Consider the following 25,877-nt stretch of genomic DNA (forward strand, 5'->3'; position numbering starts at 1 on the left):
GCACGGCGGCGAACGGACACCGCCCGGACCGCTACAGCGGCAGCCGCCGGTAGACCGCGCGCGGCAGATGCCGCAGCACGGTCGTCACCACCCGGAGCACACCGGGCACCCACACCGTCTCCGAGCGCCTGCGCAGGCCGAGTTCGACGGCGGTGGCGACCTGCTCCGGAGTGACGGTGAAGGGTTCGGCCTCGCGGCCGGCGGTCGCCCTGGAGCGCACGAATCCGGGGCGCACGACCATGACGTGCACCCCGGTGCCGTACAGCGCGTCGCCCAGGCCCTGGGTGAAGGTGTCGAGGCCGGCCTTGCTCGAGCCGTAGATGAAGTCCGCGCGGCGGGCGCGTTCGCCCGCGGCCGAGGAGAGCACCACCAGCGAGCCGTGCCCCTGGTTCTGCAGCCCCTGCCCGGCCACCAGGCCCGCGGACACCGCCCCGGTGTAGTTCGTCTGCGCGACCCGGACCGCGTTCAGTGGCACCCGCTCGTCGTACGCCTGGTCGCCGAGGACGCCGAAGGCCAGCAGCACCATGTCGATACGGTCCTCGGCGAAGACCTTGCCGAGGACCGTCTCGTGGGAGGCGCAGTCCAGCGCGTCGAAGGGCACGGTGCGCACCTCCACCCTCAGGGTGCGCAGATGCGCGGCGGCCTCCTCCAGGGCCGGTGAGGGGCGGCCCGCCAGCCAGACGGTCCGGGTGCGGCGGGCGATCAGGCGGCGCACGGTGGCCAGGGCGATCTCGGATGTGCCGCCGAGGACCAGCAGTGACCGGGGAAGACGCGAGAGACCGGGGGCATCCTTCACGGCAGACGACTGTATCGTCCGGTTATGCGTGTTTTGACGCAGAAACGCGGTGTTCACGTTGCCACGGAGCGGGCACAGTCGGAATCATGGACTGGCTGAAGAAGCTTCCCGTCGTCGGGCCGTGGGTGGCCCGCCTGATGACCACGCACGCGTGGCGGTCGTACGAACGTCTGGACCGGGTCAAGTGGTCGCGACTGGCCGCCGCCATGACGTTCATCAGCTTCATCGCGCTGTTCCCGCTGCTGACGGTGGCCGCCGCGGTCGGCGCCGCCACGCTCAGTCCGGAGCAGCAGCACACGCTCCAGAACAAGATCGTCCAGCAGTTCCCGGGCCTGGGGCAGCAGTTGGACATCAGTGCCCTGGTGCAGAACGCCGGCACGGTCGGGCTCATCGCCGGTGCCGCCCTGCTGCTGACCGGCGTCAACTGGGTCGCCCAGACGCGGGACTGCCTGCGCGCCGTCTGGGAGCTGCCCGACCCGGAGGAGAACCCGCTGATGAGCAAGGTGAAGGACGCGGGCGTCCTGATCGGCCTCGGTGGCGCGATGCTGGTCACGCTCGTCGTGTCCACCATCGCCTCGGCCGCCGTCGGCTACATCTCCCGGGAGATCGGGCTGGCCGAACACGGCTGGGGCAGCGTCCTGCTGCGGGTCATCGCGTTCGCGGTCGCCGTGCTGGCCGACTTCCTCGTCCTGCTGTACGTCCTCACCCTGCTGCCCGGCGTCGAGCCGCCGCGCCACCGGCTGCTGGTCGCCGCGCTGCTCGGCGCGGTCGGCTTCGAGCTGCTGAAGCTGCTGCTGAGCGGCTACATCCAGGGCGTGGCGGCGAAGAGCATGTACGGCGCCTTCGGGGTCCCCGTCGCCCTGCTGCTGTGGATCAACTTCACGTCCAAGCTGGTCCTGTACTGCGCCGCCTGGACGGCGACGCAGAGCGGTGCGGACGACGGGAGCGGTGCGCCCGATGAGGACGGGGGCGGCGACGGCGGCCGGGCCGTCGATCTCAGGGGCGGGTCCGGCGGCGCATCAGGTCCGGCAGCGGCCAGCGGCGGTTGACCAGGAAGGCCCCGGCCGCGAGCAGCACCAGCACGCCACCGGCGACTCCCAGGGCGATCCCCGCCCCGCGGGAGCCGTTCTGGACGGACGCGTGCGCCACGGCCGCGGCGGACGAGCCGTCGTCGGTCCGGCCCGCGGAGGGCCCCGGCTCCGCCTTCGCCCCGGCGGCGCTCCTGGGCGGCACGAGCTCGCCCACCGGGCGCGCCTTGCCCAGGGCGGCGAAGCCCCAGTCGAAGAGCTTGGCGGTCTCCTTGTAGACCTCGTTGTGGTCCGGCTTGCTCGGGTTCATCACCGTCACCAGCAGCACCCGGCCGTCGCGCTCGGCGACGCCGGTGAAGGTGGCTCCCGCGTGGGTGGTGTTGCCGTTCTTCACCCCGGCTATGCCCTGGTAGACCGAGATGTCGTAGTCGCCGCTCAGCAGCCGGTTGGTGTTCTGGATCTCGAAGGAGCCGCGGGAGGTCTTGCCCTTCTTGTTCTTCTTGGTCTCGCCCGGGAACGACGCCCGCACGGTCGAGCAGTACTCGCGGAAGTCCTTCTTCTGCATCCCCGAACGGGCGAACAGCGTGAGGTCGTACGCCGACGAGACCTGGTGGTCGGCGTCGTAGCCGTCCGGGCTCACCACGTTGGTGTCGAGTGCCTGGAGTTCCTGCGCGTGCGCGTTCATGTCCTCCACGGTCGGCTTTGTGCCGCCGTTCATCGCGGACAGCACGTGCACGGCGTCGTTGCCGGAGCGGAGGAACACGCCCAGCCACAGGTCGTGGACCGTGTAGGTCTCGTTCTCCTTGACGCCGACCAGGCTGGAACCCGCGCCCACGTCGGCCAGGTCGGCCGGGGTGACCTTGTGCGTCTGCGTCCGGGGGAACTTCGGCAGCACGGTGTCCGCGAACAGCATCTTCAGCGTGCTGGCCGGAGGCAGCCGCCAGTGCGCGTTGTGCGCGGCGAGCACCGCGCCGGACTCGGCGTCGGCCACGATCCAGGAGCGGGCGGTGAGGTCCTTGGGCAGCACGGGGGCGCCGTTGCCGAGGTCGACCTGTGTGCCGGGCAGGCCCAGGCGGGCGCCGCCGACGGTGGACATCCCTGCCGGGGGAGTGGCCGAGGGGACAGGCGCGGCGAGAGCGGCTGGCGCGGCCAGCGAGGCGGACAGCAGGGCGGCGGAGGTGATCACCAGTGATCGGCTGATGATCTTATTGGGTGCGGGCACGGTCGGAAACGTACCGGGCGCGGGCAGTGGCGTGCCGTCCGCCCTCCCACCCCGGACGCGGAGCCCGGTTCCGGACGGCGATACTGAACGTATGAAGCTCAGCCGCCCCGTCTCCTGGTTCCTGCTCGCCTTCGGGGTGTGGAGTTGGGTCATTTGGGTCACTTTCGTTAAAAATCTCATCAAGGACGGCAGCGGTCTGGCGTTCGACCACGGGCACCCGACGGCGTACTTCTGGGTGCATCTGGCGCTCGCCGTCGTCTCCTTCGTATTGGGGACGGTCATCGGGGGCATCGGGTTGCGCGGACTGCGCGCACTGCGCCGGACGTCATAGCGTTCCGGACAGCTCCACGGGGCCTTTCGCGGGGGCGGGGGCCGGCACACCAGGCATCAGGCGGAAGGAACGGACGGCATGGTGGTCGTCTTCGTGTTCGTGGCGCTGCTCGTGCTCAGCGGGGTGGTGGCGGCCAACTGGTATCTGTGGCGCCGCCTGTTCCGCGACACCACCCGCGGACCCGGTCCGGTACGCCGCGCGGGCGCGGTCCTGATCGCGGGCGGCTGGGTCCTGGCCGTCGGGGCCCTCGTCACCGAGCAGGCGGGCGCCCCCTTCTGGCTCCAGCGCACCCTGGCCTGGCCCGGCTTCCTCTGGCTCGCCCTGGTGCTGTACCTGCTCCTGGCCACTCTGGCGACGGAGCCCCTCCGCCCCCTCCTGCGCCGCCTCCTGCCCACCGGTCCGCGGACGGCCGCACCGGCTCAGGACACGGCGGCACCCGCGCGGGAGTCCGCCGCCGCGCCGCAGCCCGAATTCGTGCCGGTGTCCGCCCCCGAGCCGGGCCCGGCCGGGGAGGCGTCGTCCGCCGCCGCGCCGACCGACACCGGCCCGTCCACGCCCCCTCCGGGTCCGGGCGGCCCGCTGTCCGCCGTGCAGGCATCCGCCGACGCGCCGTCCGGCCATGAGCCGGCCACCGGCGACGGCGCGTCGGCGGCCTCGCGTGGCCTTTCCAGCCGGCGGCTGTTCGTGTCACGGGTCGTCGGGGGAGGCGCCGCCGCGGTGGCTCTGGGGACCGTCGGGTACGGGACCTACGGGGTGCTGCGCGGGCCGCGGGTGAAGCGGGTGACCGTGCCGCTGGCGAAACTGCCGCGGGCGGCGCACGGGTACCGGATCGCCGTCGTCAGTGACGTCCACCTCGGACCCGTCCTCGGGCGCGGATTCGCGCAGAAGGTCGTCGACACGGTCAACGCGACCCAGCCCGACCTCATCGCCGTCGTCGGGGACCTGGTGGACGGCAGCGTGAAGGACCTCGGACCGGCGGCGGCACCGCTGGCCGGGCTCCGGGCGCGGCACGGCGCGTACTTCGTCACCGGCAATCACGAGTACTTCTCCGGCGCCGAGCAGTGGGTGCGGGAGGTGCGCCGTCTCGGCCTGCTCCCCCTGGAGAACGCGCGCACCGAGCTGCCCGCCTTCGACCTGGCCGGCGTCAACGACGTACGGGGCGAGAGCGAGGGGCAGGGCCCCGACTTCGAGCGGGCGCTCGGCGACCGGGACACGGCACGCGCGTGCGTACTGCTCGCCCACCAGCCGGTGCAGATCCACGAGGCCGTCCGGCACGGTGTGGACCTCCAGCTCTCCGGCCACACCCACGGCGGCCAGCTCTGGCCCGGCAGCCTCCTCGCGGCTGCCGCCAACCCGACCGTCGCGGGCCTGGAGCGCTACGGCGACACCCAGCTGTACGTCAGCCGCGGCGCGGGCGCCTGGGGCCCGCCCACACGGGTCGGCGCCCCCTCCGACATCACCGTCGTCCAGCTCGCCTCCAGGCAGGCGTAGAGACCGCGGAACCCTCCCGGAAACGCTCGAACAACAAGTCTTCGTAACTTCTTCTCATTCTCCCCAGACCCGGCTTCCCCCTGGCGAAATGCGTGTGATTAGGTAACGGGCGCCACTCAGGTGTGTGGTTTGTGCAGAAGGGCCCAAAAGGGGTCTGGGGAGGGTACGGATGCGGTCGGTTCGCATACGGATCCTCACGACGCTGGTCGTGCTGGCGGTCGTGGGGGTGGGCGGCTGGCAGTTGCTGCCGTCGAAGGACGACAAGGGCAACGCGATCGTCGTGGGCACGACGGACGCGGTCACGTCGCTGGATCCGGCGGGAGCGTACGACGCGGGCTCCTGGGCGCTGTACAGCAATGTGTTCCAGTCCCTGCTGACCTTCGAGCCGGGTGGTGTCACACCCGTGCCGGACGCGGCCAAGGACTGCGTCTTCACCGGCGGTGGACTGCGCACCTACCGCTGCGAACTGCGCGAGGACATCAAGTTCCCCAGCGGGCGCACGATGACCGGCGAGGACGTGAAGTTCTCCTTCGACCGGATCAAGAAGATCAACTCCGACGTCGGCCCCTCCGCGCTGCTGTCGACCCTCGGCTCGGTGGAGGCCGACGGCATGACCGTCACCTTCCACCTGTCGACCCCGGACGCCACCTTCCCGCTGAAGGTGGCCACGGGCGCCGGCTCCATCGTCGACCACACCCGCTACCCGGCCAACGGGCTGCGCACCGGCACGGCGGCCGACGGCACCGGGCCGTACCGGCTCAAGGGGTACGCCAAGGACAAGAACGCGGACCTGGTACCGAACGACGCCTACAAGGGCGCCATCAGCAGCACCGGACGACCGGTCGCGCTGCGCTACTTCGACAGCCCGGCCGAGCTGGAGAAGGCGTGGACGGGCAAGCAGATCGACGTCGCCACGCGCAACCTGCCCCCGAAGCTCCTCGCCGGACTCAACCCCAGCGACCCCGCGATGCGCGTGTCGGTGTCCGACAGCTCCGAGACCCGCAACCTGTACCTCAACACCCGTGCCTCCTCGCCGCTGCACGACACCCGCGTCCGGCAGGCCATCGCCTGGCTGATCAACCGCGAGAAGCTGGCCGGCGGCGTGTACGACGGAACCGTGGACGCGCTGTACTCGCTGATCCCGGCCGGCATCACGGGCCACAACACGTCCTTCTTCGACGCCTACCCGACGCAGAACGCCCAGAAGGCCCGCGAGCTGCTGACCGAGGCCGGCGTGTCCGTCCCGGTGCGCTTCACCTACGGCTACGGCCAGGGGCGCGGCGCCGCCGGCGAGGAGGCCGCGGAGCTCAAGCGGCAGCTCGAGGCGAGCGGCCTGTTCAAGGTCGACCTCAAGGGCTACGAGTGGGCCGACTTCCAGAAGCTCTGGGCGGGCGGCAAGCTCGACGCGTACGCGGTCGGCTGGGTGGCCGACTACCCGGACCCCGACACCTTCGGCGGCGCCCTCGTCGGCACCGGCAGCACGATGAGGACCGGCTACAGCAGCAAGGCCGTCGACGGCCTCATCCGGGACACCCAGCAGTACGCCGACCGGGGCCGGATCGCCGGGGACTTCCGCAGCCTCCAGGCGAACGTCGCCGCCGATGTGCCGCTGATCCCGCTGTGGCAGCGCAAGGAGTACGTGGTCAGCAGCGAGGACGTCGGCGGCGGCCAGTACCTGTCGGACGGCACGGGCAGCTTCCGGCTCTGGAAGCTCGACTGGATCTGACCGCTACGAACGGGCCTGCGCGGGCAGCGTGACCGTCACCGCGAACCCCTCCCCGGGGTCGGTGCGGACGGCCACCTGCCCGCCGTGCGCTTCGGCCACCCCCTGGACGATGGCCATGCCGAGGCCGCTGCCCGCACCACCGCCCGCGCGGAAGAAGCGGTCGAAGACGCGCGCCGCGTCCTCCTCCGCCAGCCCGGGCCCCTTGTCCTGGACACACAGCCGTACGACACCGTCGGCGCGCTCCGCGGTGAGCCGCACCGGGACGTCGGCGGGCGTGTGGACGCGCACGTTGGCCACCAGATTGCCGAGCACCTGCCGCAGCCCCGACTCGTCGGCGTGCACGAGCAGTACGCCCTCGGCGCCGACCGTCACGGGCCGCTCCGGCTGCTGCGCGCGCAGGTCCTCGGCGGCGTCCCGCACCAGCCGGACGACGTCGACGTTCCGCAGCCGCAACTGGGGCCGCTGGTCCAGTCGGGCCAGGGTGAGCAGTTCGTCGACGAGCCGCCCCATGCGGTCCGCCTCGGCGTTCATCCGGTCCCAGGCGCGCCTGCGTTCGCCGGGCTCGGTCAGCATCCCCTTGTCGTAGAGCTGGAGATAGCCGCGTATCGCCGACAGCGGGGTGCGCAGCTCGTGCGAGGCGTCGGCGACGAAGCGGCGCAGCTGGGCGGCGCTGCGCTCGCGCGTGCGGTACGCCGACTCCACCTGGTGCAGCATGGAGTTCAGCGCGACGCGCAGCTGTTCCACCTCCTGGGTGGGATGGTGACTCGAGGGCACGCGCCGGGTCAGGTCGCCCTCGGCGATGGCCGATGAGGTCTCCACCATGTCCTCCAGAGGGCGCATCCGGAGCCGCACGCTGAACATCGTCAGGCAGGCCAGGAGCGCCAGCAGCAGCGTGCCGACGCCCAGGTCCAGTCTGAGGGCCTTGGCGATGCCCTGGTGCAGCGCGTCGGTGGAGGTGGCGAACAGGAGGTAGTTGCCGTCGGCCAGACGGGCGGCGGTCGCCCGGTAGGTGGCGCCGTGCAGCGTCACCTCGTGCGGTGCGCGGCCGGCGGCGAGGGCGCGCGGATCGCCGATCGCGGCGGCCAGCGACCGCTGGGCGTCGGTCGGCACGAAACCGGCGATGGGCAGGGCCTCGCCCCCGCTGCCGACGGCGGTGAACACGGACTCCGGGCGTGGCCTGTTGACGGTGGGCTGCACGAAGTGGTCCCGGATGAGGGTCAGCGCGGCCAGCGAGTCGATCTGCCGCATGGTGAGCCGGGAGTCCACCACGGAGTCACGGGTCTTGATCAGCTGGTTGTCGATCTGGCCGAGCAGGTAGTGCCGCATGCCCACCAGGCTCGCGGCGGTCGCCACCACGATCCCCACGGCGAGCAGCCCGACGTTGGTCAGGGTGAGTTTGCCGCGCAGGGAGTGGAGCCCGTGCCGGCGGCGCCGCGGACGCGGTCTGCGCGGCCTCATGCCAGCCCGTATCCCACGCCCCGCCGGGTCGTGATCAACGGCGGTCCGAGCGTGTCCAGTTTGCGGCGCAGATAGCTGATGTAGGTCTCGACGACGGTCGACTCGGGCGGTGTGTGCTCGTACTGCCAGACGTGCCTGAGGAGTTGGTCCTTGGGCACGATCCGGCCGCCGTTGCGCACCAGGAAGCGCAGCAGCGCGTACTCGGTGGGGGTGAGCTCGACCGTACGGCCCGCGCGGTGCGCCGAGTAGGTCGTCTCGTCCAGCTCCAGGTCGCCGTAGCACAGCGGCGGGCGCTGAGGGAGGACGTCGGTGGAGCATGTGCGGCGCAGCACGGCGCGGACCCGGGCGACGACCTCGTCGATGTTGAACGGCTTGGTGATGTAGTCGTCGCCGAAGCCGAGCGCGCCGACGATCTCCGCGGGCGCGTCCCGCGCGGTGACGAAGACCAGCGCCAGGCCGGGGCAGCGGGTGCGCAACTCGCGGCCCAGCGCCCGGCCGTCCCCGTCCGGCAGCATCACGTCCAGCAGGGCCACGTCGGGCCGGGTGCGCTCGGCGAGCGCGCACGCCTCGCGGACGGTGCCCGCGGTCATCACCTGGAAGCGGTGGTAGCGCAGGGCGATGGCGAGGACGTCCGCGATGGACTCCTCGTCCTCGACGACGAGGACCGTCGCCCCTTCGTGCGCTGCCTCGTTGACGGTCATGTCCCCAGTATCCGCGGCGGGACCGGCGGAGGGGCCGCCGGAGCTTTGGAGTTCCTTGAGAGTCGTGGCCGCAGGTGCCCGTCCGCGCCCGCCGCTGCGGATGCTGGTGTCCAGGACCCGGGGGACCCGGATGAAGGAGCGGAGAGAGTGACGACATTGGCGCGGTGGTGCTACCGGCACCGGCTGCTGGTCCTGCTGCTGTGGGTGGTGGCGCTGATCGGGGCGGGCGCGGGGGCGTCCGCCGGGGGGACGGCCTACGCGAACGTCTTCTCCCTGCCGGACACGGACTCCAAGTCCGCGTTCGACCTGATGGAGAAGGCGTTCCCGAAGGCCGCGGGCGACACCGACACGGTGGTGTGGAAGGTCGACAGCGGATCGGTCCGGGACGCGTCGGTGCGCGCCCGGATCGAGCCCGCCCTGGAGGAGATCGGCCGGATGCCGGGGGTCGGCGCGGTCAGCAGCCCCTACGCAGGCGCCCGGGGCGCGACGCAGATCAGCCGGGACGGGACGATCGCGTACGCGCAGCTCACCTTCACCGAGCGGGCGAACGAGGTGCCCAAGCAGCTCGTGCAGGATGTGGTCGACAGCGCGCGGGCAGCCGAACAAAGCGGTCTGCGGGTCGAGTTGGGCGGTCAGGCGATCACCCGGATCCAGGGGCCGCCCACGGGCCTGTCCGAGCTGGTCGGCCTCGCGGCGGCGGCGCTCGTGCTGTTCCTCGCCTTCGGCTCGCTCTTCGCGATGCTCCTGCCGATCGCCGTGGCGGTCTTCGGCGTCGGAATCGGCCTGTTCTCCACCCAGTTGATCAGCCATGTCACGGACGTGCCCGACATCGCGCCGCTGCTGGCCTCGCTGATCGGCCTCGGGGTCGGCATCGACTACGCGCTGTTCATCGTCACCCGGCACCGGCGGGGCCTGCTGCGCGGTCTGGAACCGGAGGAGTCGGCGGCGGTCGCCCTCAACACCTCGGGCCGTGCGGTGCTGTTCGCGGGCGGCACGGTGTGCATCGCGCTCGCCGGGATGCTGGTGACGAACCTGCGCTTCCTGGACGGTGTGGTCATCGGTACCTCGCTCACGGTGGTGCTGAGCGTGCTCGCGGCCGTCACGCTGCTGCCCGCGCTGCTCGGCTTCCTCGGGCCGCGGGTGCTCAGCCGGCGCCAGCGGCGGCGGCTCGCGGCCGAGGGCCCCGCGCGGGAGGAGCGGGCCAGCTCGCTCGCGGCCCGCTGGTCGGGCACGGTGCAGAGGCGTCCCGCCTGGATCGCGGGCCTCGCGCTGGTCGTCATGGTCCTTCTCGCGCTGCCGGTGCTGTCGCTGCGGCTGGGTGCCACGGACCAGGGCAACGACGACGCCTCGACGACGACCCGCAGGGCGTACGACCTGCTGGCCGAGGGCTTCGGACCGGGCTTCAACGGGCCGCTCCAGGTGGTCTCGGCCGACGGTGACACCACCGCGCTGGTCAAGGGCATCGCCGGGACCCGCGGGGTGGCCCGGGTGGCACCGCTGCCGCCCGCGCACGGCGTCACCGTCATCCAGGTCGTCCCGACCACCTCGCCACAGTCCGAGCAGACGGACCGGCTCATCGACACCCTGCGCGACGAGGTGATCCCCGGGGCCGGCGTGCGGGCGCACGTCGGTGGTGTCACGGCGGTCTCGAAGGACTTCGCGTCCGTCACGGGCGACCGGCTGCCGTACTTCGTCGCGACCATCGTCGGCCTCGGCTTCCTGCTCCTGCTGGTCGCCTTCCGGTCGCTGCTGGTGCCGTTGACGGCGGCCGTGATGAACCTGGTCGCCGCCGCCGCGTCGTTCGGCGTCCTGGTGGCGATCTACCAGTGGGGCTGGGGCCTGGAGTTGCTGGGCCTCGGCAAGGAGGGACCGATCCAGGCGTTCCTGCCGGTCATCATGCTGTCCCTGCTGTTCGGCCTGTCGATGGACTACCAGGTCTTCCTGGTGAGCCGGATGCACGAGGAGTGGGTGCACACGCGGGACAACGCCCGCGCGGTCCGGGTGGGCCTCGCGGAGACCAGCCGGGTCATCAACTCCGCGGCCCTGATCATGGTCTGCGTCTTCCTCGCCTTCGTCCTGAGCGGGAACCAGGGCGCGGCGATGGCGGGTGTGGGCCTCGCGGCGGCGGTCGCGCTGGACGCGTTCGTGCTGCGGACGGCGCTGGTGCCGGCGGCGATGCATCTGTTCGGCCGGGCCAACTGGTGGCTGCCGGCCTGGCTGGAACGCCGTCTGCCGCATCTGGCGGTGGAGCCGGCGGAGGAGCCCGGGGAGGCACCTGCGCCGCGTCCGGGGCCCGCTTCCGTGATCCACGGCTTCATCCGCACCGAGGAGGGCGAGCCGGTCCACGGCGCGGCCGTGACCCTGCTGTCCAAGGGCGGCCGCCAACTGGACCGCGTGACGTCCCTGGCCGACGGCTCGTACATCGTCGCGGTCCCGGCCCCGGACACCTACCTGCTGGCGGCCACGGCCTCCCCCCACGGCGCCCGCGCCCACCACGTCGTCGTGACCGACGGCCCCCTGGTCCACGACGTGGAACTGACGGAGGACGAGGTGGACGCGGTCAAGTAACCGTCTTTTCCCCGGCCTTGAGGATCCCGCCGACATCGAGGGCGACCTTGCTCCGATGGCGGCGGGGAGGACGGCCAGAATGCCGGGACCCGAAGGTGATCACTCGGCCGCGGTGTTCCGGCCCCTGCTCGCCGGATCCGGCATCATCCTCGTCATGCCCGGCAGGAAGTCCTTGAACAGGTCGTGCACCTCGTGCACCAGGGGGCGCAGGACGCGGAAGCGGGCCAGGGACACCCCGCGGGCGGTGAGCCGGGCGCCCCGTTCGGCCAGCCGGTAGCTGCGCTCGCGGCCCTCCGTGCGGTCGAAGATCCAGTACAGGACGAGCCCCATCTGGGAGAGCCACATCAGCTCGGGCAGCACCTCCCGCAGGTCCGCCGGGACCTTGGTCCGCGCGCCGTACAGCAGCTCCTTGTGGATGTCGATGGCCTCCGCGCGCGCGTGCTCCGACTCGGCGGAGAAGGGGCTGAGCGGACTGTCGGGGTCGGCGGCGTTCTTGAAGAACTGCACCGCGAACTCGTGGTACGGCGTGGCGATGTCCAGCCACGCCGTGAGCACGCCCGCCAGCCGTGCCTCCAGGTCGCTCTCCCGGGCCAGGACCTCCCGGACCGCCTCCCGGTGCTCGGCGGCGATCCGGTCGTAGAACCCCTGGATCAGGTGTTCCTTGCCCTCGAAGTAGTAGTACGCGTTGCCGACGGAGACCCCGGCCTCCTTGGCGATGGCCCGCATGGTCGTCTTGTCGTAGCCGCGCTCCTGGAACAGCCGCATGGCCGTCTCCAGGATGAGCGCGCGGGTCTGCTCGGACTTGCTGGCGGGCACGCCCTCACCGGGGCCGTCGTCGTAGTCGTTCTTCGGGGGCACGCACAGAGCCTAGTGCTGCGACCGGAAAGGTTCACCGGCTCGCGACGCCCGGCCCGGCTCCCCCAAGCTCTTCGAGCAGGGGGGACCCCCAGCCGCGTTGTCGCATCACCCGCGTACATCCAGTACGCGGGCGATGCTCCGCCTTGCGATGCTCCCCCACTGCCCGAAGGGCGTGGGAGGTGCCCCCAGCACCGGACGCCGCGAGCTTTCCGGCAAACCTTTCCGGCCACAGCACTAGCCAGTGGCGCACGCGCCGCCGTCGCAGCCGGGTGGGTCGTAGGTCCAGCCGAGGCGGGGGTCGTAGGACCACCCGTCCCCGCGCCGGTACGCGGCCCCGCCCCACTGCCCGCCGCGCCACTTGGCGGCGGCCAGCACCGCGCCCCGGGCGAGCCGTGCGCCCGCCGGGGTGCTGAGGCGGTGGGCGAGCGGCCGGTGCTCGCGCAGCGCCCACAGGACGACGATCCAGGCGGCGGCGCCCCGGTAGACCTGGCCCGAGTCGCCGACGACCGTGACCTCGTCCAGGGTCGCGCCGTGGTCGAGGGTCGGGAAACGCCGTGCGGCCTGCTCGGAGCCGGCCGGGACCAGTTCCAGGGGCACCAACTGCGGCTGCCTGACGAGCCAGTCGCGCACGGACGCGCACAGCGCGCACTCGGCGTCGTACAGGACGGTGAGCCCGCGGACCGGGACGCCCACCGAGGCGTCCCGGTCCCGGCCGGCGGCGGCTGGCATCGCGCTCACGCCCCGGCCGAGGGGGCGGCCCAGTCCTGCGGCGCGACCGGCGGCACCTGCTCGCGCTCCAGCACCCCGCGGCGGCGGATCCGGTTGAGCACGTACACGTTGCCCAGGTGCATCGCTCCGAGCACCAGCAGTACCACGCCGAGTTTCGTCGACAGCGCCTCGAAGATGCCGCGAGTGTCGTCGATGCGCTGGCCGCCGCTCAGGTACAGCGCGACGAACCCGAGGTTCACGAGGTAGAAGCCGACCACCAGCAGGTGGTTGACGGCGTCGGCGAGCCTGTCGTCGCCGTGCAGCACGTCGGCGAGGAAGATCCGCCCGTTGCTGCTGAGCGTGCGGGCCACCCAGACGGTCAGGCCGATGCTGACGAGCAGATAGATGACGTAGGCGATGACCGTGCGGTCCATGCCCCCCACCCCTTCTTTTGAACGCGTTCAAAATGCTGGCGTGAGAGACTCTAGACCTGTTTTTGAACGCGTTCAACACCCTCGGCGCAGAGGGGTTCCGACTACGGCCTGCGGCCCAGCTCGGGCCGCTTGCCGTAGTCGGTGAAGCCGAGGACGTTGCCCCAGGGGTCGGCGATCTCGACGGTCCAGCCGGTCGCCACGGCGAAGGGCTCGTCGAGCAGGTCGATCCCGGCCCTCATGAGGGCGCGCGCCGCCGTCCGCGCGTCCGGCACCTCCAGCCACACCCGCGGCGAGGGCCACGGCGGCGGACGGTGCCCGAACTCCTCCTCGCGCAGCAGGATCCCCGGTGTCTCGCCCCCGGCCTTCAGCAGTGCGATGCCGGCCTCCTGGAGGTGGAACGCCACCGCGAACCCGGCCCGCTCGTAGAACCCCACGGCCTCGCTCAGATCCCCGACGGGCAGCAGCACGTTGTCGAACCCGAGCAGCTCGTACGACTCGTCATCTGACATGCCATCAGATTAGGTGGGTGATCCGCCGGGACCGGGAGGCCGAGCGCGATGCGGGCGCCGGGTCACTCGTTCGGGCCGGAGGGCCGGAGGGCCGGAGGATCGGAAGGTCGGAGTGCCGGACGGCCGGACGCCGGCGGCACCCCCGATGTTTCGCTTCGGCCGGTCTTCCTGCAATATGACCGTCAGTTCGCAGGCAGTCGATGAGTGGAGCCACCGTGTCCGAGCAGCCGCAGCAGCCCAACCAGGCCCCGGGATACGGATATCCCAACCAGCAGCCCGGCGCCTACCCGCCGCCCCCCGGCGCGTACCCGCCGCCCCCCGGTGGCTACCCGCCCCCCGGCGCGTACCCCCCGCCTCCGGGCGGCTACGCGCCCCCCGGTGGCTACCCGCCGCCCCCGGGGATGCAGTACGACCCCAACGCCCCCTACGGCTACGACCCCTACGGCCGCCCCTACTCCGACAAGTCGAAGATCGTCGCCGGTGTCCTCCAGCTCAGCCTGGGCACCCTCGGCATCGGCCGCTTCTACATGGGCCACGTCGGGATCGGCATCGCCCAGCTCCTCACCTGCGGCGGCTTCGGCATCTGGTCCCTGATCGACGGCATCATGCTGCTGACGGGCAACGACAACACCGACGCCGACGGCCGGATCCTGCGTGGCTGACACGGTGCCCGGCGCGGTGCGCGGCCGGCTGCTTCGGCATCCGGCCGCGGCTCCGCTCGCGGTGCTCTGCGCCGGGGTGACGGGCGCCGCGTACCTCTACGTCACCGACCCGCACCAGCCCGGTCACCTGCTGCCCCAGTGCCCCTTCCGGTACGTCACCGGGCTGCTCTGCCCCGCCTGCGGCGGCACGCGCATGGTGTACGACCTGATGCACGGCCGCTTCACCCAGGCCTGGCTGGACAACAGGATGCTGCTGCTCGCCGCACCGTTCGCGCTCGCGATGCTCGGCACCTGGGCCCTGGAGGGGCTGCGCGGGCGCCGCTGGCACCCCCGGCTCAGCACCCGGACGCAGGCGGCGGTGCTGCTGGTGGCGGTGGCGTGGACCGTGGTCCGCAACATCGTCTAGAGCCGTTCCGGACTCAAATGCTTCCAAGATGGCCGCATTTGATCACGGAACGGGAACTTTCCTTCGAACCCCCTCCCGTGCCGCCCTACAGGATCTTTATGCTCCCAGGGCGCAGGGGGGACGGCCGCATCCGGCCGACGCGCGTCGACGCTCACGCAGTCGCGCACGGATGCCGGGTGACCGGGCAGTCGGGCTCCCTGGCACCGGAGATTCCCACTCCGGTCGTTGTCACCACTCCCCAGGAGCACCAGCCATGACTGTCCCCACCCCTGACGCCCCCTACGGCTACGACCCGCAGGGCCGCCCGTACTCCGACAAGTCGAAGATCGTCGCCGGCATCCTCCAGCTGTTCCTCGGAGGCCTGGGCATCGGCCGCTTCTACGTCGGCTCCGTGGGTGTGGGCATCGCCCAGCTGCTGACCTGCGGCGGTCTGGGCTTCTGGGCCCTGATCGACGCCATCCTCTTCTTCACGAGCAACGACCGCACGGACTCGCAGGGTCGCGTCCTGCGCGGCTGACCGTCCGCGCATCCGGCGACGACGCCGGGCACAGCACGCCGAGGGCCCCGTTCCGGACGGAACGGGGCCCTCGGCGTCGCGTGCGAAGGAAGGTCAGAAGCGGCGCGTGATCAGCGCCCGCTTCACCTCCGCGATCGCCTTCGTCACCTCGATGCCACGCGGGCAGGCGTCGGTGCAGTTGAAGGTGGTGCGGCAGCGCCAGACGCCGTCCTTGTCGTTGAGGATCTCCAGGCGCTGCTCACCGGCCTCGTCACGGCTGTCGAAGATGAACCGGTGGGCGTTGACGATGGCCGCCGGGCCGAAGTACTGGCCGTCGTTCCAGAAGACCGGGCAGGACGAGGTGCAGGCCGCGCACAGGATGCACTTCGTCGTGTCGTCGAAGCGGGCCCGGTCCTCCGCGGACTGCAGGCGCTCCCGCGTCGGCTCGTTGGTCTCCTTGGTGACCAGGAACGGCATGACGTCCCGGTACGCCTGGAAGAACGGCTCCATGTCCACGACCAGGTCCTTCAGGACCGTGAGGCCCTTGATGGGCTCGACCGTGATCGGCTTCTCGGGGTTGATGTCCTTGATCAGCGTCTTGCAGGCCAGACGGTTCTTGCCGTTGATCCGCATGGCGTCCGAGCCGCAGATGCCGTGCGCGCAGGACCGACGGAAGGTCAGCGTGCCGTCGAGTTCCCACTTGATCTTGTGCAGACCGTCGAGGACGCGCTCCTTGGGGTCGATCTCCAGCTGGAAGTCTTCCCAGGTCGCCTCGGCCGAGACCTCCGGGTTGAACCGGCGGACGCGGAAAGTGACGGTGATGTAGGGGGAGGCGGCGGACTCCGCCTCCACCTTGTCCAGAACGGGGGTTGCCATCAGTACTTACGCTCCATCGGCTGGTAGCGGGTCTGGACGACCGGCTTGTAGTCGAGACGGACGGTTTCGGACCCGTCGGCGCCGACCTCGCGGTACGCCATGGTGTGGCGCATGAAGTTGACGTCGTCGCGGTTGGGGTAGTCCTCGCGGTAGTGACCACCGCGGGACTCCTTGCGGGCCAGGGCGGAGACCGCCATGACCTCGGCCAGGTCCAGCAGGTTGCCCAGCTCGACGGCCTCCAGGAGGTCCGTGTTGAACCGCTTGCCCTTGTCCTGGATCGCCACGTTCCTGTAGCGCTCCCGGAGCTCGGCGATCTTCTCGACCGCCGTCTTGATCGTCTGCTCGGTGCGGAACACCATGACGTTGGCGTCCATGGTCTCCTGCAGCTCCCGGCGGATGTTCGCCACCCGCTCGGTGCCGGTGGAGGTCCGCAGCCGCTCGATCTGCTCGACCACGAGGGACTCGGGGTCCTCCGGCAGCTCCACGAAGTCGGCCTTCTCGGCGTACTCCGCGGCGGCGATGCCGGCCCGCTTGCCGAACACGTTGATGTCCAGCAGCGAGTTGGTGCCCAGGCGGTTGGCGCCGTGCACGGACACGCAGGCGACCTCGCCGGCCGCGTACAGGCCCGGCACGACCGTGCTGTTGTCCGAGAGCACCTCGCCCTGGACGTTGGTCGGGATGCCGCCCATGGCGTAGTGCGCGGTCGGCTGGATCGGGATCGGGTCGGTGTACGGCTCGATGCCCAGGTAGGTCCGCGCGAACTCGGTGATGTCCGGCAGCTTGGCGTCGAGCTGCTCCGGCGGCAGGTGGGTCAGGTCCAGGTAGACGTGGTCGCCCTCGGGACCGCAGCCGCGGCCCTCGCGGATCTCCGTGTAGATGGAGCGGGAGACGACGTCGCGGGAGGCGAGGTCCTTCATGACCGGCGCGTACTTCTCCATGAAGCGCTCGCCGTCCTTGTTGCGCAGGATGCCGCCCTCACCGCGGGCGCCCTCCGTGAGCAGGATGCCCATGCGCCAGATGCCGGTCGGGTGGAACTGGAAGAACTCCATGTCCTCCAGCGGCAGCCCGCGCCGGTAGACGGCGGCCTGGCCGTCGCCGGTCAGGGTGTGCGCGTTCGACGTCACCTTGAAGAACTTGCCGGTGCCGCCGGAGGCGTAGATCACGGACTTCGCCTGGAAGACGTGGATCTCGCCGGTCGCCAGCTCGTAGGCCACCACGCCGGCCGACTTCTTGACGCCGTCGACCTCGGTGAGCAGCTGGTCCAGGACGTAGAACTCGTTGAAGAACTCCACGCCCTCCTTGACGCAGTTCTGGTACAGCGTCTGGAGGATCATGTGGCCGGTGCGGTCGGCCGCGTAGCAGGAGCGGCGGACCGGGGCCTCGCCGTGGTTGCGGGAGTGCCCGCCGAAGCGCCGCTGGTCGATCGTCCCGTTGGGCGTCCGGTTGAACGGCAGGCCCATCTTCTCCAGGTCGAGGACGGAGTCGATGGCCTCCTTCGCCAGGATCTCGGCGGCGTCCTGGTCGACCAGGTAGTCACCGCCCTTGACCGTGTCGAAGGTGTGCCACTCCCAGTTGTCCTCCTCCACGTTCGCCAGCGCGGCGGCCATGCCGCCCTGCGCGGCGCCCGTGTGGGAGCGGGTCGGGTAGAGCTTGGTCAGGACCGCGGTGCGGCTGCGCTTGGTCGCCTCGATGGCGGCCCGCATACCGGCGCCACCGGCGCCGACGATGACGGTGTCGTACTTGTGGATCTTCATCAGGAAAATACCTCGGTCCCGGGGCCTAGCGGATGTTCGGGTCGAAGGTGAAGATCACCAGCGTGCCCAGCAGGATGGTCCACACCGTGGCGGTGTACAGCAGACCCTTCAGCCACAGGCGCGTGTTCGCGCGCTCCGCGTAGTCGTTGATGACCGTGCGCAGGCCGTTGCAGCCGTGCAGCATCGCCAGCCACAGCATGAGCAGGTCCCAGACCTGCCACCAGGGGGAGGCCCAGCGGCCCGCCACGAAGGCGAAGCCGATCTTGGAGACGCCGCCGTCCAGGACGAGCTGGATCAGCAGGTGGCCGATGACGAGGACGACCAGGACGATGCCGGACAGCCGCATGAACAGCCAGCCGTACATCTCGAAGTTGCCGCGGGTCGACTTCGGGGTCTTCCGGGTGCGCTGACGCGGGGCCTCGATGAGGGGGGCGGGGTTGTCCACGCCGTAGACGGAGCCGCCCTCGACCGGGCCGATGCCGGAAGCGGTGGTTTCAGTGGACATGTGCGTCAGCTCCCGAATACTGCACGAGCGGCGTGGCCGAGGACGGGGTAGATCGCCCCGATCATGAGCAGGACCCAGACGCCGACCACGGTCCACAGCATCTGCTTCTGGTACCGGGCGCCCTTGGCCCAGAAGTCGACGGCGATGACACGCAGGCCGTTGAGAGCGTGGAAGAGGATGGCGGCGACCAGCCCGTATTCGAGCAGGGCGACGATCGGCGTCTTGTAGGTGGCCACGACCTTGTCGTAGGCCTCGGGAGACACACGCACGAGTGCGGTGTCCAGCACATGGACGAACAGGAAGAAGAAGATGAGGACGCCGGTGACTCGGTGAGCCACCCAGGACCACATTCCTTCCCGGCCGCGGTACAGCGTTCCAGCCGGCACGGAAGAACCCTCCGGGAGCGGGGATTAGGGCCGCGCCGGCTTCACTGTCGGTCGGGCCCGGCCGGGTACGGTCCACCGGCCCCCAGTATCGTACCGAGGCGCTGACGGGGGCCTTACGGGGGGTCCGCCCGTGTGATCGAACTCGCTCTCAAAGGTGCACGGACGGCTCAGTGGCGGCGCCCAGCAGGCCCCGCAGCCGCCCGTGCGCGAGCCCCCGCAGCTCCTCGCGGGCGACGACGCGCTCGTCCTCCGGATCGTTGGTCAGCCGTGACCGGATCGCCGGCAGGACCCGGTCCAGGGCCTCGTCCGGGGCGATGCCGTCCAGGCAGATGACGAAGGTGTGGCCGAATCTCGCCTCATAGGCGGCGTAGGCGGCGCTCAGGGCCGTGGAGGCGGCCGCGTACGTGTGGGCGGGCAGCTTGGGCAGGGGTTCTTCCGCCAGCGCCCCGGCCAGCTCCTCGGGGCCCAGGTCGTACGTCGCCTCGTCCGCCGCGGCCAGCAGGGACGGCAGGTCCGGATACGGGCGGTGGACGGCGACGCGGTGGGCCCAGCGGGGGCTGTGCAGGCAGGTCAGGAGGGTCCTGTGGGCCTCGGCGGCGGGGGCGGTGTTGAAGCGCTCCAGGGTCTGCGCGGGCAGCGTGGGTCCTAGGTCTGCTTGGGAGGTCGGCAGGGTGTCGGCGGAGACGCCGGCGGGGGAAATCCGTGAGAGATGTGCCGTACGTTATCGGGTGTGCTCATGACGTGTTCGACGGGTGACTGAATTTCACTCGGACGGGAGAGTTTGAGAACGTGCGGTGGACACGTGCGGTGGTCATGGGCCGTTAGGTTGGCCGCGTGAGCAAGCACAGGCGCCGGGCTCCGGCACGCAAGCCGCGACGCACACGGGCCGCCGTCGTGGGCACATTGGTCACCGTTGTCGTACTGGGCGTGGGAGTGGCCGCGTGGTCCTTCGGGGGCGACGGCTCCCCGTCGGACGGCTCGGACGCGTCCTCCGGTCCGGCGACTCCCGGCCCCACCCGCAGCTACCCGCTGTCGCAGGCGCCGCGGACCATCCCCGCCGTGCGCTCCCACACCGCGGCCCACGGCCCCGGCTGGCGCCCGGAGTCCGGATCCCGGGTCGTGGTGAGCGACGAGTCCCTCGCCGACGAGGGCAAGCTGATCGCGGGCGAACTCGGTCTGGCCTACGCCGGCCGGCGCGACGACGACCGCCCGGGGGACCTGCGGCTGGCGCTGGGCAAGGGCGGCACGGGCGGCAATCCCGAGTCGTACACCATGGCCGTGCGCGACGGCCGCGTGCTCATCAGCGGACCGGCCGACGCGGGGGTCTTCTACGGCACCCGCACCCTGAAGCAGGAGGTGCACGGCGGCGGCACGGCCCCCGAGGGGGTCGTGGAGGACGGGCCGGCCAAGCCGCGGCGCGGTTTCATGCTGGACATCGCCCGCAAGCCGTTCACGGCCGCCTGGCTGGAGGACCGCATACGGGAGCTCGGCGACCTGAAGTTCAACGAGCTCGGCCTGCACTTCTCCGACGACCAGGGCTTCCGCATCGAGTCCGGCACGCACCCGGAGATCGTCTCCTCGGACCACCTGACCAAGGCCCAGGTCAAGCGGATGGTCGACCTGGCCGCGAGCCGGCACATCACCGTCGTCCCCGAGATCGACTCGCCCGGCCACCTCAGCGCGGTGATCGCCGCCCACCCCGACACGCAGCTGCGCAACGGACAGGGCGTGGCGACGCGCGGCGCCATCGACATCTCCGAGCCCCGGTCGGCCGCGATCGTCGACGACCTGCTCGACGAGTACGCGGGCCTCTTCCCCGGCGGCTTCTGGCACCTCGGCGGCGACGAGTACCAGGCGCTGACCGCGCGCGACCCCCAGGCGGCCTACCCGCAGCTGGCCGCCGCCGCGCGCAAGGCCCACGGCTCCGGCGGCAACGTGGCCGACCTGACGACGGGCTGGCTTAACGACCGCGCCGCCGCCGTCCGCGAACACGACCGCACGCCGCGCGCCTGGAACGACGGCTTCTTCCGCAGCTCGTCGGTGGCGCCCGCCCGCGACATCGAGGTCGCCTACTGGACGGGCAAGGAGTACGGCGCCCGCCGGCCGGCCGAGTACCTCGACGCCGGACGCAAGGTCCTCAACTACAACGACGAGTTCCTCTACTACGTCCTCGGCGAGCCGCAGACCTTCGTCTACCCGGACGGCCGGCGGATCTACGAGCAGTGGAACCCGCGCGTGCTGCGCGGCACCGAGGCGGTGCCCGCCCGGTACGACGCGCAGATACTCGGCGGCTCGTTCGCCGTGTGGTGCGACCTGGCGAACTCCCAGACCCAGGACCAGGTGGCGGCCGGTATCCGGATGCCGCTGCGGGCGACCGTCCAGAAGCTGTGGGACGCGCGGAAACCGGAGATGTCCTGGACGGAGTTCAAGGAGCTTGCCGGAAAGCTGGGTTGATGCCGGGTCAGGGAAAACGCCGGCCCCGTGCCGACCGCGGCCCGGTCCCGTCTCCCGCGCGCCGGCCTTCCGTCTCGCGCATTGGCCGAAACCTTTCTTATGCCAACTCGCTCGACTCCGTGTGCGACCCGTGTGACACTACCGGCCGATCGCACGCAGTACGGGCAAGTGCGGGCTCCGTGGACGTCGGCGCCCCTTGAGGAGGCGTGGATGACTCTGGTGGAACTGCTCGCGCAGGCCGACGAGCGCGGGCTGGCAGCCGGCGGGCTGGCTTGTTTGGACCGGTGCGTGCCCCTGCTCGGCGGCGACGACGAGGTCCTGCGGCCGCTGTGGGGGAGTCTCGCCGAGGACGGCGACCACTCCTCGGACGGCGACTGGGCCGAGCGGCTCGAGAAGGCGCGCGGCGCGCTGGAGGCGATGGGCGACGAGGACGACGAGGCCGTCCTGCTGGCCCGTGGGATGCTGTCCGCCGCGCCGGCCGCCCGGTCCGCCGCCGAGGTGCGGCAGTGGGCGGACGCCTGCTCGGTCGCCTCGCTCCGGATCCACCAGCTCCTCGACCCGGCCGAGGACGGCGCCCCCGCCGACACCCTCCCCGGGGCGCTCGACTCCGTGCGCGCCGGGGGAAGCCCCGCCCCGGGTCCCGCCGAGGGCATGTCGCCGCTGGTCGCCGGCGAACTGCGGCGCCAGATCACCGTCCTGGAACTGGTCGCCGGGCACGGACGTGCCGGACTCCGCCAGGCCCTGGAGGTCTCCACGGAGGGGCGCCGCGTCCTGCGGGCGGTGGTGTCCCGCCGGGCCCGCGGCCGGGTGTGAGCCCACCGCCCCGGACGGACCGGGCGCGCGGCGGGCATCTGTGAGCGTCCTGCGGGCGCGATGCGGTGGTCCTGCGCCGGTCCTGCGCCGGTTGTGGGGAAGTCCGCGATCGCGGGTGACGAACCGCGGGCGGTGCGCGCTCTTCCCTATGTGACAGTCCAGCATGTGACGACTCAGCAGCAGAGCAGGCCGCAGGCCGCCACCAAACCGGTGCGGTGGGCGGCGGACACCGCGACGGCGATGCGCGAGGGCGCTCGGCTGCGCCTGGACTACTCGGCGCAGAGCCTGTGGCGCGTCGACCGGACCATCGAGGAGATACGGCGCGAGGGCACGCCGCACGCCGCCGTGCGGAGCGTGCTGCGCGGCTTCGGCGCGTACGCGGGCGAGGTGATCATCCGTCATGGCGGCGGGGCCGAGTGGTGGGCGAGCGGCGGCGAGCACTGGGTGCGCACCGCGGACGGACGGCTGTGGGACCCCATCGAGGAGGCCGGCCGCTGCTTCACGGGCCAGGGCTCGCTGCGGCTGCTGTGCCGGGACGCGATGGGTAGCGAGCGGATCTGAGTCGTGGCCGGTGGGCCGCTGACGAGCTGTGACACTTCTGTGGGAGCCGACGCTGATGACCGTGGGGGCGTGGACACGGCCGGTGGGCGGTGCGCACGCCTGGGGACTCGCTACGGACGAGGACGGTTCTTGGGCCACGGAGGGGAACCCCGCCGCGCGCAGGCGTACGACGGGGAGCTGGGTGCGGCCGTCGCGCGGGCCCAGGAGGGCGACGAGGAGTCCTTCGCCGTCGCGTACCGGCTGGTGCAGCCCGGACTGCTCGGGTATCTGCGCGGTCTCGTCGGCGACGACGCGGAGGACGTGGCCTCCGAGGCCTGGCTGGAGATCGCGCGCGACCTCGGCCGGTTCCGGGGCGACGGGGCGGGCTTCCGCGGCTGGACGGCGACCATCGCCCGGCACCGGGCGCTCGACCATCTGCGCCGGAAACGGGTGCGGCCCCGGGGCACCACGCTGGAGCAGGACGTCCTGGAGCTGCCCGGTCCGCACAGCACCCATGACCAGGCCCTGGAGGCCATGACCACCGAGCGCGCTCTCGACCTCGTCCGCGGGCTGCCCCGCGACCAGGCCGAGGCCGTACTGCTGCGGGTCGTGGTCGGTCTCGACGGCCCCGCCGCCGCGCGCGTCCTCGGCAAACGGCCGGGCGCAGTGCGCACCGCGGCCTACCGGGGTCTGAAACGGCTGGCGCTTCAGCTCGAGGAGGAGGCCCGGGGCGCGGCGGGAGAGTGAGGGGCACCGAGGCAACGGCCGGGGCCGCCACCCCCCACAGGAGAGGCCCCGGCCGTCGCGCGGCACGGGCCGCGCGGCCCGTACTCCTTACAGCGCCGAGGGAGCGGTTTCTGTCACACCTCGTCCCCGCTCCGATTGGTTGCGCGTTGTACGGTCATGGACGGAAGGCGGTTTCAGGCCGTAACGTGCCTTTCGCGCCGAGGCGCGGCGGGCATGGACACCGCAACGATCTGCCGCCTCGAACACCGCAACCATCAACTGAGGAACCACGACGGCGAGAGCCCGGTCCGTGCCAGCGGTGCCGGTTCAGTGGCAAGAAAGGGCACCACGGGTGCTGGGGGACGACGCGGAGCTGACCGCCGCGGTGCTTGCGGCGCAGGACGGGGACGAGACCGCGTTCCGGACTGTGTACCGTGCCGTGCACCCGCGGCTGCTCGGATACATACGCACGCTGGTCGGCGATCCGGACGCCGAGGACGTGGCGTCCGAGGCCTGGCTCCAGATCGCCCGCGACCTGGAGCGGTTCAGCGGGGACGCCGACCGGTTCCGCGGCTGGGCCGCCCGGATAGCCCGCAACCGCGCCCTGGACCACATACGCATGCGCGGCCGCCGCCCCGCGATCGGCGGCGACGAGACGGAGCTGGCCGGCCGGGCCGCGGAGTCCGACACCGCGGGCGAGGCCATGGAGGCCCTGGCCACCGGAAGCACGTTCTCCCTCATCGCCCGGCTGCCGCAGGACCAGGCCGAGGCCGTGGTGCTCCGGGTGGTCGTGGGTCTCGACGCGAAGACCGCGGCCGAGACGCTCGGCAAGCGCCCCGGTGCCGTGCGTACCGCCGCGCACCGCGGTCTGAGACGGCTCGCGGAACTCCTCGGTGACGATCCGCAATCCCCCCACGCGCTCGACGCGCTGCCGCCTCCGCGAGAACCGCGGGGACGCGCGGTGACGTCCGCCGGTGTGACGCATATGCGCGCCCGGACGCAGAAGGACATGTGATGGCCGAGGAGCAGCACAGGTGGCTGGACCACGACACTGCGGAGCGTCTGCTGCGCGGGGAGCCACTGGACACCGTCGACATCACCGTCCGTGATCAGGCCGAACGGCTCGCCAAGGCACTGGGCGCCCTGTCCGCCGAGTCGTCCCCGCTTCCTCCGGCCGTCCGTGCCTTCCAGGACCGGGCCGCCTTCTCCGCCTCCCCGCCCGCCTCGGCGTGTCCCGTCGAGGCCGACGAGGCACTGCCCGGTGAGGCGGCCGCGCTGGCCGCCTTCCGCAAGGCACACGCCGAACGGGCCGACGAGCGGGCCGCGGAGGGCACCGACGCCTTCGGCGCGGCCCTCGCGGCGCACTCCCGTCCGCGTTCCGCGGTCTCCGACGACGTCGGGCTCGTCCGGGTCGGCACGCACGCGCGTGGCGGTACGGGAGGGCGTTCCCGGCATGCCGGGCCGGGGCGCCGGCGCCGACCGGTACGCCTCGCGCTGTCGGCCGCGCTGGCCGTGGGCGCGGTCGGCGGGGTCGCGGCGGCGGCAACCACCGGCGTGCTGCCGACGCCGTTCGGCGGCGACGAGCCCGCGCCCGGCACCTCCGTCTCCGTCCCGGCGACCCCGGAGCACCCGCTGGTGACGCCCTCGCCCGACCGCACCACGGGCGGCGGTCCGGGCACGCCGACGCCCGGCGGCGCCACGACCGGCGCCGCGGACCGCGACGCCGGGAGCAGCGCGCTCGAGGGCGGCGCCGCCCCCGGGCACGAGGCCACCGCCACCGCCGGTTCCGGCGACGACCAGGGGGCCCCCGAGAGCTGGAACCGGCTGGTGTCGTCCTGCCGCGACCTGCGCGACGGCAAGAGCCTGGACTCGGACCGCCGACGCGACCTGGAGACGGCGGCCGGCGGCTCCGCGCGCGTGTGGTCGTACTGCCGGGGTGTCCTGAAGACGGTCGACGGCCGCTCCGGTGACAAGGGCCGCGACGACCAGGGCGGGAGTGAGGGCGGCGGCGAGAACGGCAAGGGCGGCGGGAAGAACCGCGGCGGCCAGGGCGACCAGGGTTCGCAGGACGGCCAGGGCGACGACCAGGGTGGCGACAGAGCCGGGGACGGAGACGGGGGCAAGGACGGCTTCGGCGGCAACGGCCGCGGCCTCCGCAAGGGCCTCGCACCGACGATGTTCGCCCCGCCGCTCCCGGACGTCTCCCCCTCGGGCCCGGAAGGGCTGTCGGACCCCTCGGACCCGGAATGGCTGTCGGACCCGGAACGGCCCGCCTCACTCTCGGCGCCGTTTGCCGGGCCCCATCTGCGGCCCCTCCTGATCCCGCCCCTGCCGCAGCTCTGACCTGCGGGTTCGTGGCACAGGGAAGACTGTCCCCCCGGGGGTGTGACGTTTTCCGCGGCGGTGGCGCAGTAGTGAGTGAGCCGACT

The 25,877-nt window shown here is 71.9% G+C and carries 27 protein-coding genes; 14 read left to right on the forward strand and 13 right to left on the reverse strand.

The features are described 5' to 3' along the window. Window positions 1–31: 31 nt before the first annotated feature. Entirely contained in the window at window positions 32–796 is a 765-nt protein-coding gene (locus OIE49_RS21930; RefSeq protein ID WP_326803760.1) for a decaprenylphospho-beta-D-erythro-pentofuranosid-2-ulose 2-reductase, read from the reverse strand. Window positions 797–882: 86 nt separating this feature from the next. On the opposite strand from OIE49_RS21930, the gene OIE49_RS21935 reads away from it, so the two are divergent. Then, window positions 883–1,845, forward strand: a complete 963-nt coding sequence (locus OIE49_RS21935) for a YihY/virulence factor BrkB family protein (RefSeq protein WP_326803761.1) — start codon at window positions 883–885, stop codon at window positions 1,843–1,845. Here OIE49_RS21935 and OIE49_RS21940 read toward each other — a convergent pair. Then, window positions 1,793–3,046, reverse strand: a complete 1,254-nt coding sequence (locus OIE49_RS21940; RefSeq protein ID WP_326803762.1) for a D-alanyl-D-alanine carboxypeptidase family protein — start codon at window positions 3,044–3,046, stop codon at window positions 1,793–1,795. The genes OIE49_RS21935 and OIE49_RS21940 overlap by 53 nt on opposite strands. A gap of 91 nt (window positions 3,047–3,137) precedes the next feature. On the opposite strand from OIE49_RS21940, the gene OIE49_RS21945 reads away from it, so the two are divergent. The 3 genes from OIE49_RS21945 to OIE49_RS21955 all read left to right on the forward strand — a co-directional run bounded on the left by OIE49_RS21945 (window position 3,138) and on the right by OIE49_RS21955 (window position 6,594). Beyond that, window positions 3,138–3,377, forward strand: a complete 240-nt coding sequence (locus tag OIE49_RS21945; RefSeq protein ID WP_234375641.1) for an SCO4848 family membrane protein — start codon at window positions 3,138–3,140, stop codon at window positions 3,375–3,377. 78 nt (window positions 3,378–3,455) lie between these two features. Further along, window positions 3,456–4,868 (forward strand): metallophosphoesterase, encoded by a 1,413-nt coding sequence (locus tag OIE49_RS21950; protein ID WP_326803763.1) that lies wholly within the window; start codon window positions 3,456–3,458, stop codon window positions 4,866–4,868. A gap of 169 nt (window positions 4,869–5,037) precedes the next feature. Further along, a complete protein-coding gene (locus OIE49_RS21955; protein ID WP_326803764.1) occupies window positions 5,038–6,594 on the forward strand; it encodes an ABC transporter substrate-binding protein in 1,557 nt (518 codons plus the stop codon). Between the two features lie 3 nt (window positions 6,595–6,597). Here OIE49_RS21955 and OIE49_RS21960 read toward each other — a convergent pair whose 3' ends face one another. Further along, window positions 6,598–8,052: a sensor histidine kinase gene (locus tag OIE49_RS21960; protein WP_326803765.1), complete on the reverse strand. Its 1,455-nt coding sequence runs from the start codon at window positions 8,050–8,052 to the stop codon at window positions 6,598–6,600. Further along, a complete protein-coding gene (locus OIE49_RS21965; RefSeq protein ID WP_100569855.1) occupies window positions 8,049–8,753 on the reverse strand; it encodes a response regulator transcription factor in 705 nt (234 codons plus the stop codon). Before OIE49_RS21965 ends, OIE49_RS21960 begins: the two co-directional genes overlap by 4 nt. A 156-nt stretch (window positions 8,754–8,909) precedes the next feature. Between OIE49_RS21965 and OIE49_RS21970 the strand changes: the two genes are divergently transcribed. Next, window positions 8,910–11,321 (forward strand): MMPL family transporter, encoded by a 2,412-nt coding sequence (locus OIE49_RS21970; RefSeq protein ID WP_326806298.1) that lies wholly within the window; start codon window positions 8,910–8,912, stop codon window positions 11,319–11,321. A 99-nt stretch (window positions 11,322–11,420) separates the two neighbouring features. Here OIE49_RS21970 and OIE49_RS21975 read toward each other — a convergent pair whose 3' ends face one another. The 4 genes from OIE49_RS21975 to OIE49_RS21990 form a co-directional block, all read right to left on the reverse strand. Then, entirely contained in the window at window positions 11,421–12,179 is a 759-nt protein-coding gene (locus OIE49_RS21975) for a TetR/AcrR family transcriptional regulator (RefSeq protein WP_326803766.1), read from the reverse strand. Between the two features lie 234 nt (window positions 12,180–12,413). Then, the gene (locus OIE49_RS21980; RefSeq protein WP_326803767.1) at window positions 12,414–12,908 is read right to left on the reverse strand and encodes a thiol-disulfide oxidoreductase DCC family protein; all 495 of its coding nucleotides are present in this window, start codon (window positions 12,906–12,908) and stop codon (window positions 12,414–12,416) included. Between the two features lie 5 nt (window positions 12,909–12,913). Then, a complete protein-coding gene (locus tag OIE49_RS21985) occupies window positions 12,914–13,321 on the reverse strand; it encodes a hypothetical protein (protein WP_326803768.1) in 408 nt (135 codons plus the stop codon). A 101-nt stretch (window positions 13,322–13,422) separates the two neighbouring features. After that, complete coding sequence (locus OIE49_RS21990; RefSeq protein WP_326803770.1) at window positions 13,423–13,830, reverse strand: VOC family protein; 408 nt, start codon at window positions 13,828–13,830, stop codon at window positions 13,423–13,425. Window positions 13,831–14,045: 215 nt separating this feature from the next. Between OIE49_RS21990 and OIE49_RS21995 the strand changes: the two genes are divergently transcribed. The 3 genes from OIE49_RS21995 (at window position 14,046) to OIE49_RS22005 (ending at window position 15,415) form a co-directional block, all read left to right on the forward strand. Beyond that, a complete protein-coding gene (locus OIE49_RS21995; protein ID WP_326803771.1) occupies window positions 14,046–14,492 on the forward strand; it encodes a TM2 domain-containing protein in 447 nt (148 codons plus the stop codon). Next, window positions 14,485–14,898, forward strand: a complete 414-nt coding sequence (locus OIE49_RS22000) for a DUF2752 domain-containing protein (RefSeq protein WP_234375643.1) — start codon at window positions 14,485–14,487, stop codon at window positions 14,896–14,898. Before OIE49_RS21995 ends, OIE49_RS22000 begins: the two co-directional genes overlap by 8 nt. Window positions 14,899–15,151: 253 nt before the next feature. Further along, on the forward strand, window positions 15,152–15,415 hold the full coding sequence (locus tag OIE49_RS22005; RefSeq protein ID WP_100569862.1) for a TM2 domain-containing protein: 264 nt from the start codon (window positions 15,152–15,154) through the stop codon (window positions 15,413–15,415). Between the two features lie 93 nt (window positions 15,416–15,508). On the opposite strand, the gene OIE49_RS22010 is transcribed toward OIE49_RS22005, so the two are convergent. The 5 genes from OIE49_RS22010 to OIE49_RS22030 form a co-directional block, all read right to left on the reverse strand. Then, window positions 15,509–16,270, reverse strand: coding sequence for a succinate dehydrogenase iron-sulfur subunit (locus tag OIE49_RS22010; RefSeq protein ID WP_100569863.1), 762 nt, complete (start codon window positions 16,268–16,270; stop codon window positions 15,509–15,511). After that, entirely contained in the window at window positions 16,270–18,024 is a 1,755-nt protein-coding gene (gene sdhA, locus OIE49_RS22015) for a succinate dehydrogenase flavoprotein subunit (protein ID WP_326803772.1), read from the reverse strand. The genes OIE49_RS22010 and sdhA overlap by 1 nt, the downstream gene beginning before the upstream one ends. 25 nt (window positions 18,025–18,049) lie before the next feature. Next, entirely contained in the window at window positions 18,050–18,529 is a 480-nt protein-coding gene (locus tag OIE49_RS22020) for a succinate dehydrogenase hydrophobic membrane anchor subunit (RefSeq protein ID WP_100569865.1), read from the reverse strand. Window positions 18,530–18,534: 5 nt separating this feature from the next. Next, window positions 18,535–18,915 (reverse strand): succinate dehydrogenase, cytochrome b556 subunit, encoded by a 381-nt coding sequence (gene sdhC, locus OIE49_RS22025; RefSeq protein WP_100569866.1) that lies wholly within the window; start codon window positions 18,913–18,915, stop codon window positions 18,535–18,537. A gap of 148 nt (window positions 18,916–19,063) precedes the next feature. After that, window positions 19,064–19,615 (reverse strand): 2-oxo-4-hydroxy-4-carboxy-5-ureidoimidazoline decarboxylase, encoded by a 552-nt coding sequence (locus OIE49_RS22030; protein WP_401785365.1) that lies wholly within the window; start codon window positions 19,613–19,615, stop codon window positions 19,064–19,066. A gap of 134 nt (window positions 19,616–19,749) precedes the next feature. Here OIE49_RS22030 and OIE49_RS22035 point away from each other — a divergent pair, with 134 nt between their 5' ends. From OIE49_RS22035 to OIE49_RS22060, 6 genes are all read left to right on the forward strand, one after another. Continuing rightward, window positions 19,750–21,369, forward strand: a complete 1,620-nt coding sequence (locus tag OIE49_RS22035; protein ID WP_326803773.1) for a beta-N-acetylhexosaminidase — start codon at window positions 19,750–19,752, stop codon at window positions 21,367–21,369. A 210-nt stretch (window positions 21,370–21,579) separates the two neighbouring features. Continuing rightward, window positions 21,580–22,182 carry a hypothetical protein gene (locus OIE49_RS22040; RefSeq protein ID WP_326803774.1) on the forward strand — a complete coding sequence of 201 codons (603 nt, stop codon included), beginning with the start codon at window positions 21,580–21,582 and terminating at the stop codon, window positions 22,180–22,182. 165 nt (window positions 22,183–22,347) lie between these two features. Beyond that, window positions 22,348–22,743: a hypothetical protein gene (locus OIE49_RS22045; RefSeq protein ID WP_326803775.1), complete on the forward strand. Its 396-nt coding sequence runs from the start codon at window positions 22,348–22,350 to the stop codon at window positions 22,741–22,743. A gap of 129 nt (window positions 22,744–22,872) precedes the next feature. Next, a complete protein-coding gene (locus tag OIE49_RS22050; RefSeq protein WP_100569871.1) occupies window positions 22,873–23,469 on the forward strand; it encodes an RNA polymerase sigma factor in 597 nt (198 codons plus the stop codon). A gap of 331 nt (window positions 23,470–23,800) precedes the next feature. Continuing rightward, window positions 23,801–24,463, forward strand: coding sequence for an RNA polymerase sigma factor (locus OIE49_RS22055; protein WP_326803776.1), 663 nt, complete (start codon window positions 23,801–23,803; stop codon window positions 24,461–24,463). Next, window positions 24,463–25,791 carry an extensin gene (locus OIE49_RS22060; protein ID WP_326803777.1) on the forward strand — a complete coding sequence of 443 codons (1,329 nt, stop codon included), beginning with the start codon at window positions 24,463–24,465 and terminating at the stop codon, window positions 25,789–25,791. The genes OIE49_RS22055 and OIE49_RS22060 overlap by 1 nt, the downstream gene beginning before the upstream one ends. Window positions 25,792–25,877: the final 86 nt, after the last annotated feature.

This window comes from Streptomyces sp. NBC_01788 (assembly GCF_035917575.1).
Taxonomy (GTDB): Bacteria; Actinomycetota; Actinomycetes; order Streptomycetales; family Streptomycetaceae; genus Streptomyces.

What these genes read in the sequence shown, in the direction of transcription:
- OIE49_RS21935 (WP_326803761.1), top strand. Translation starts at nt 883, where the DNA reads ATGGACTGGCTGAAGAAGCTTCCCGTCGTCGGGCCGTGGGTGGCCCGC.
- OIE49_RS21945 (WP_234375641.1), top strand. Translation starts at nt 3,138, where the DNA reads ATGAAGCTCAGCCGCCCCGTCTCCTGGTTCCTGCTCGCCTTCGGGGTG.
- OIE49_RS21950 (WP_326803763.1), top strand. Translation starts at nt 3,456, where the DNA reads ATGGTGGTCGTCTTCGTGTTCGTGGCGCTGCTCGTGCTCAGCGGGGTG.
- OIE49_RS21955 (WP_326803764.1), top strand. Translation starts at nt 5,038, where the DNA reads ATGCGGTCGGTTCGCATACGGATCCTCACGACGCTGGTCGTGCTGGCG.
- OIE49_RS21960 (WP_326803765.1), bottom strand. Translation starts at nt 8,052, where the DNA reads ATGAGGCCGCGCAGACCGCGTCCGCGGCGCCGCCGGCACGGGCTCCAC.
- OIE49_RS21965 (WP_100569855.1), bottom strand. Translation starts at nt 8,753, where the DNA reads ATGACCGTCAACGAGGCAGCGCACGAAGGGGCGACGGTCCTCGTCGTC.
- OIE49_RS21980 (WP_326803767.1), bottom strand. Translation starts at nt 12,908, where the DNA reads ATGCCAGCCGCCGCCGGCCGGGACCGGGACGCCTCGGTGGGCGTCCCG.
- OIE49_RS21985 (WP_326803768.1), bottom strand. Translation starts at nt 13,321, where the DNA reads ATGGACCGCACGGTCATCGCCTACGTCATCTATCTGCTCGTCAGCATC.
- OIE49_RS21990 (WP_326803770.1), bottom strand. Translation starts at nt 13,830, where the DNA reads ATGTCAGATGACGAGTCGTACGAGCTGCTCGGGTTCGACAACGTGCTG.
- OIE49_RS22005 (WP_100569862.1), top strand. Translation starts at nt 15,152, where the DNA reads ATGACTGTCCCCACCCCTGACGCCCCCTACGGCTACGACCCGCAGGGC.
- OIE49_RS22010 (WP_100569863.1), bottom strand. Translation starts at nt 16,270, where the DNA reads ATGGCAACCCCCGTTCTGGACAAGGTGGAGGCGGAGTCCGCCGCCTCC.
- sdhA (WP_326803772.1), bottom strand. Translation starts at nt 18,024, where the DNA reads ATGAAGATCCACAAGTACGACACCGTCATCGTCGGCGCCGGTGGCGCC.
- OIE49_RS22020 (WP_100569865.1), bottom strand. Translation starts at nt 18,529, where the DNA reads ATGTCCACTGAAACCACCGCTTCCGGCATCGGCCCGGTCGAGGGCGGC.
- OIE49_RS22040 (WP_326803774.1), top strand. Translation starts at nt 21,580, where the DNA reads ATGACTCTGGTGGAACTGCTCGCGCAGGCCGACGAGCGCGGGCTGGCA.
- OIE49_RS22060 (WP_326803777.1), top strand. Translation starts at nt 24,463, where the DNA reads ATGGCCGAGGAGCAGCACAGGTGGCTGGACCACGACACTGCGGAGCGT.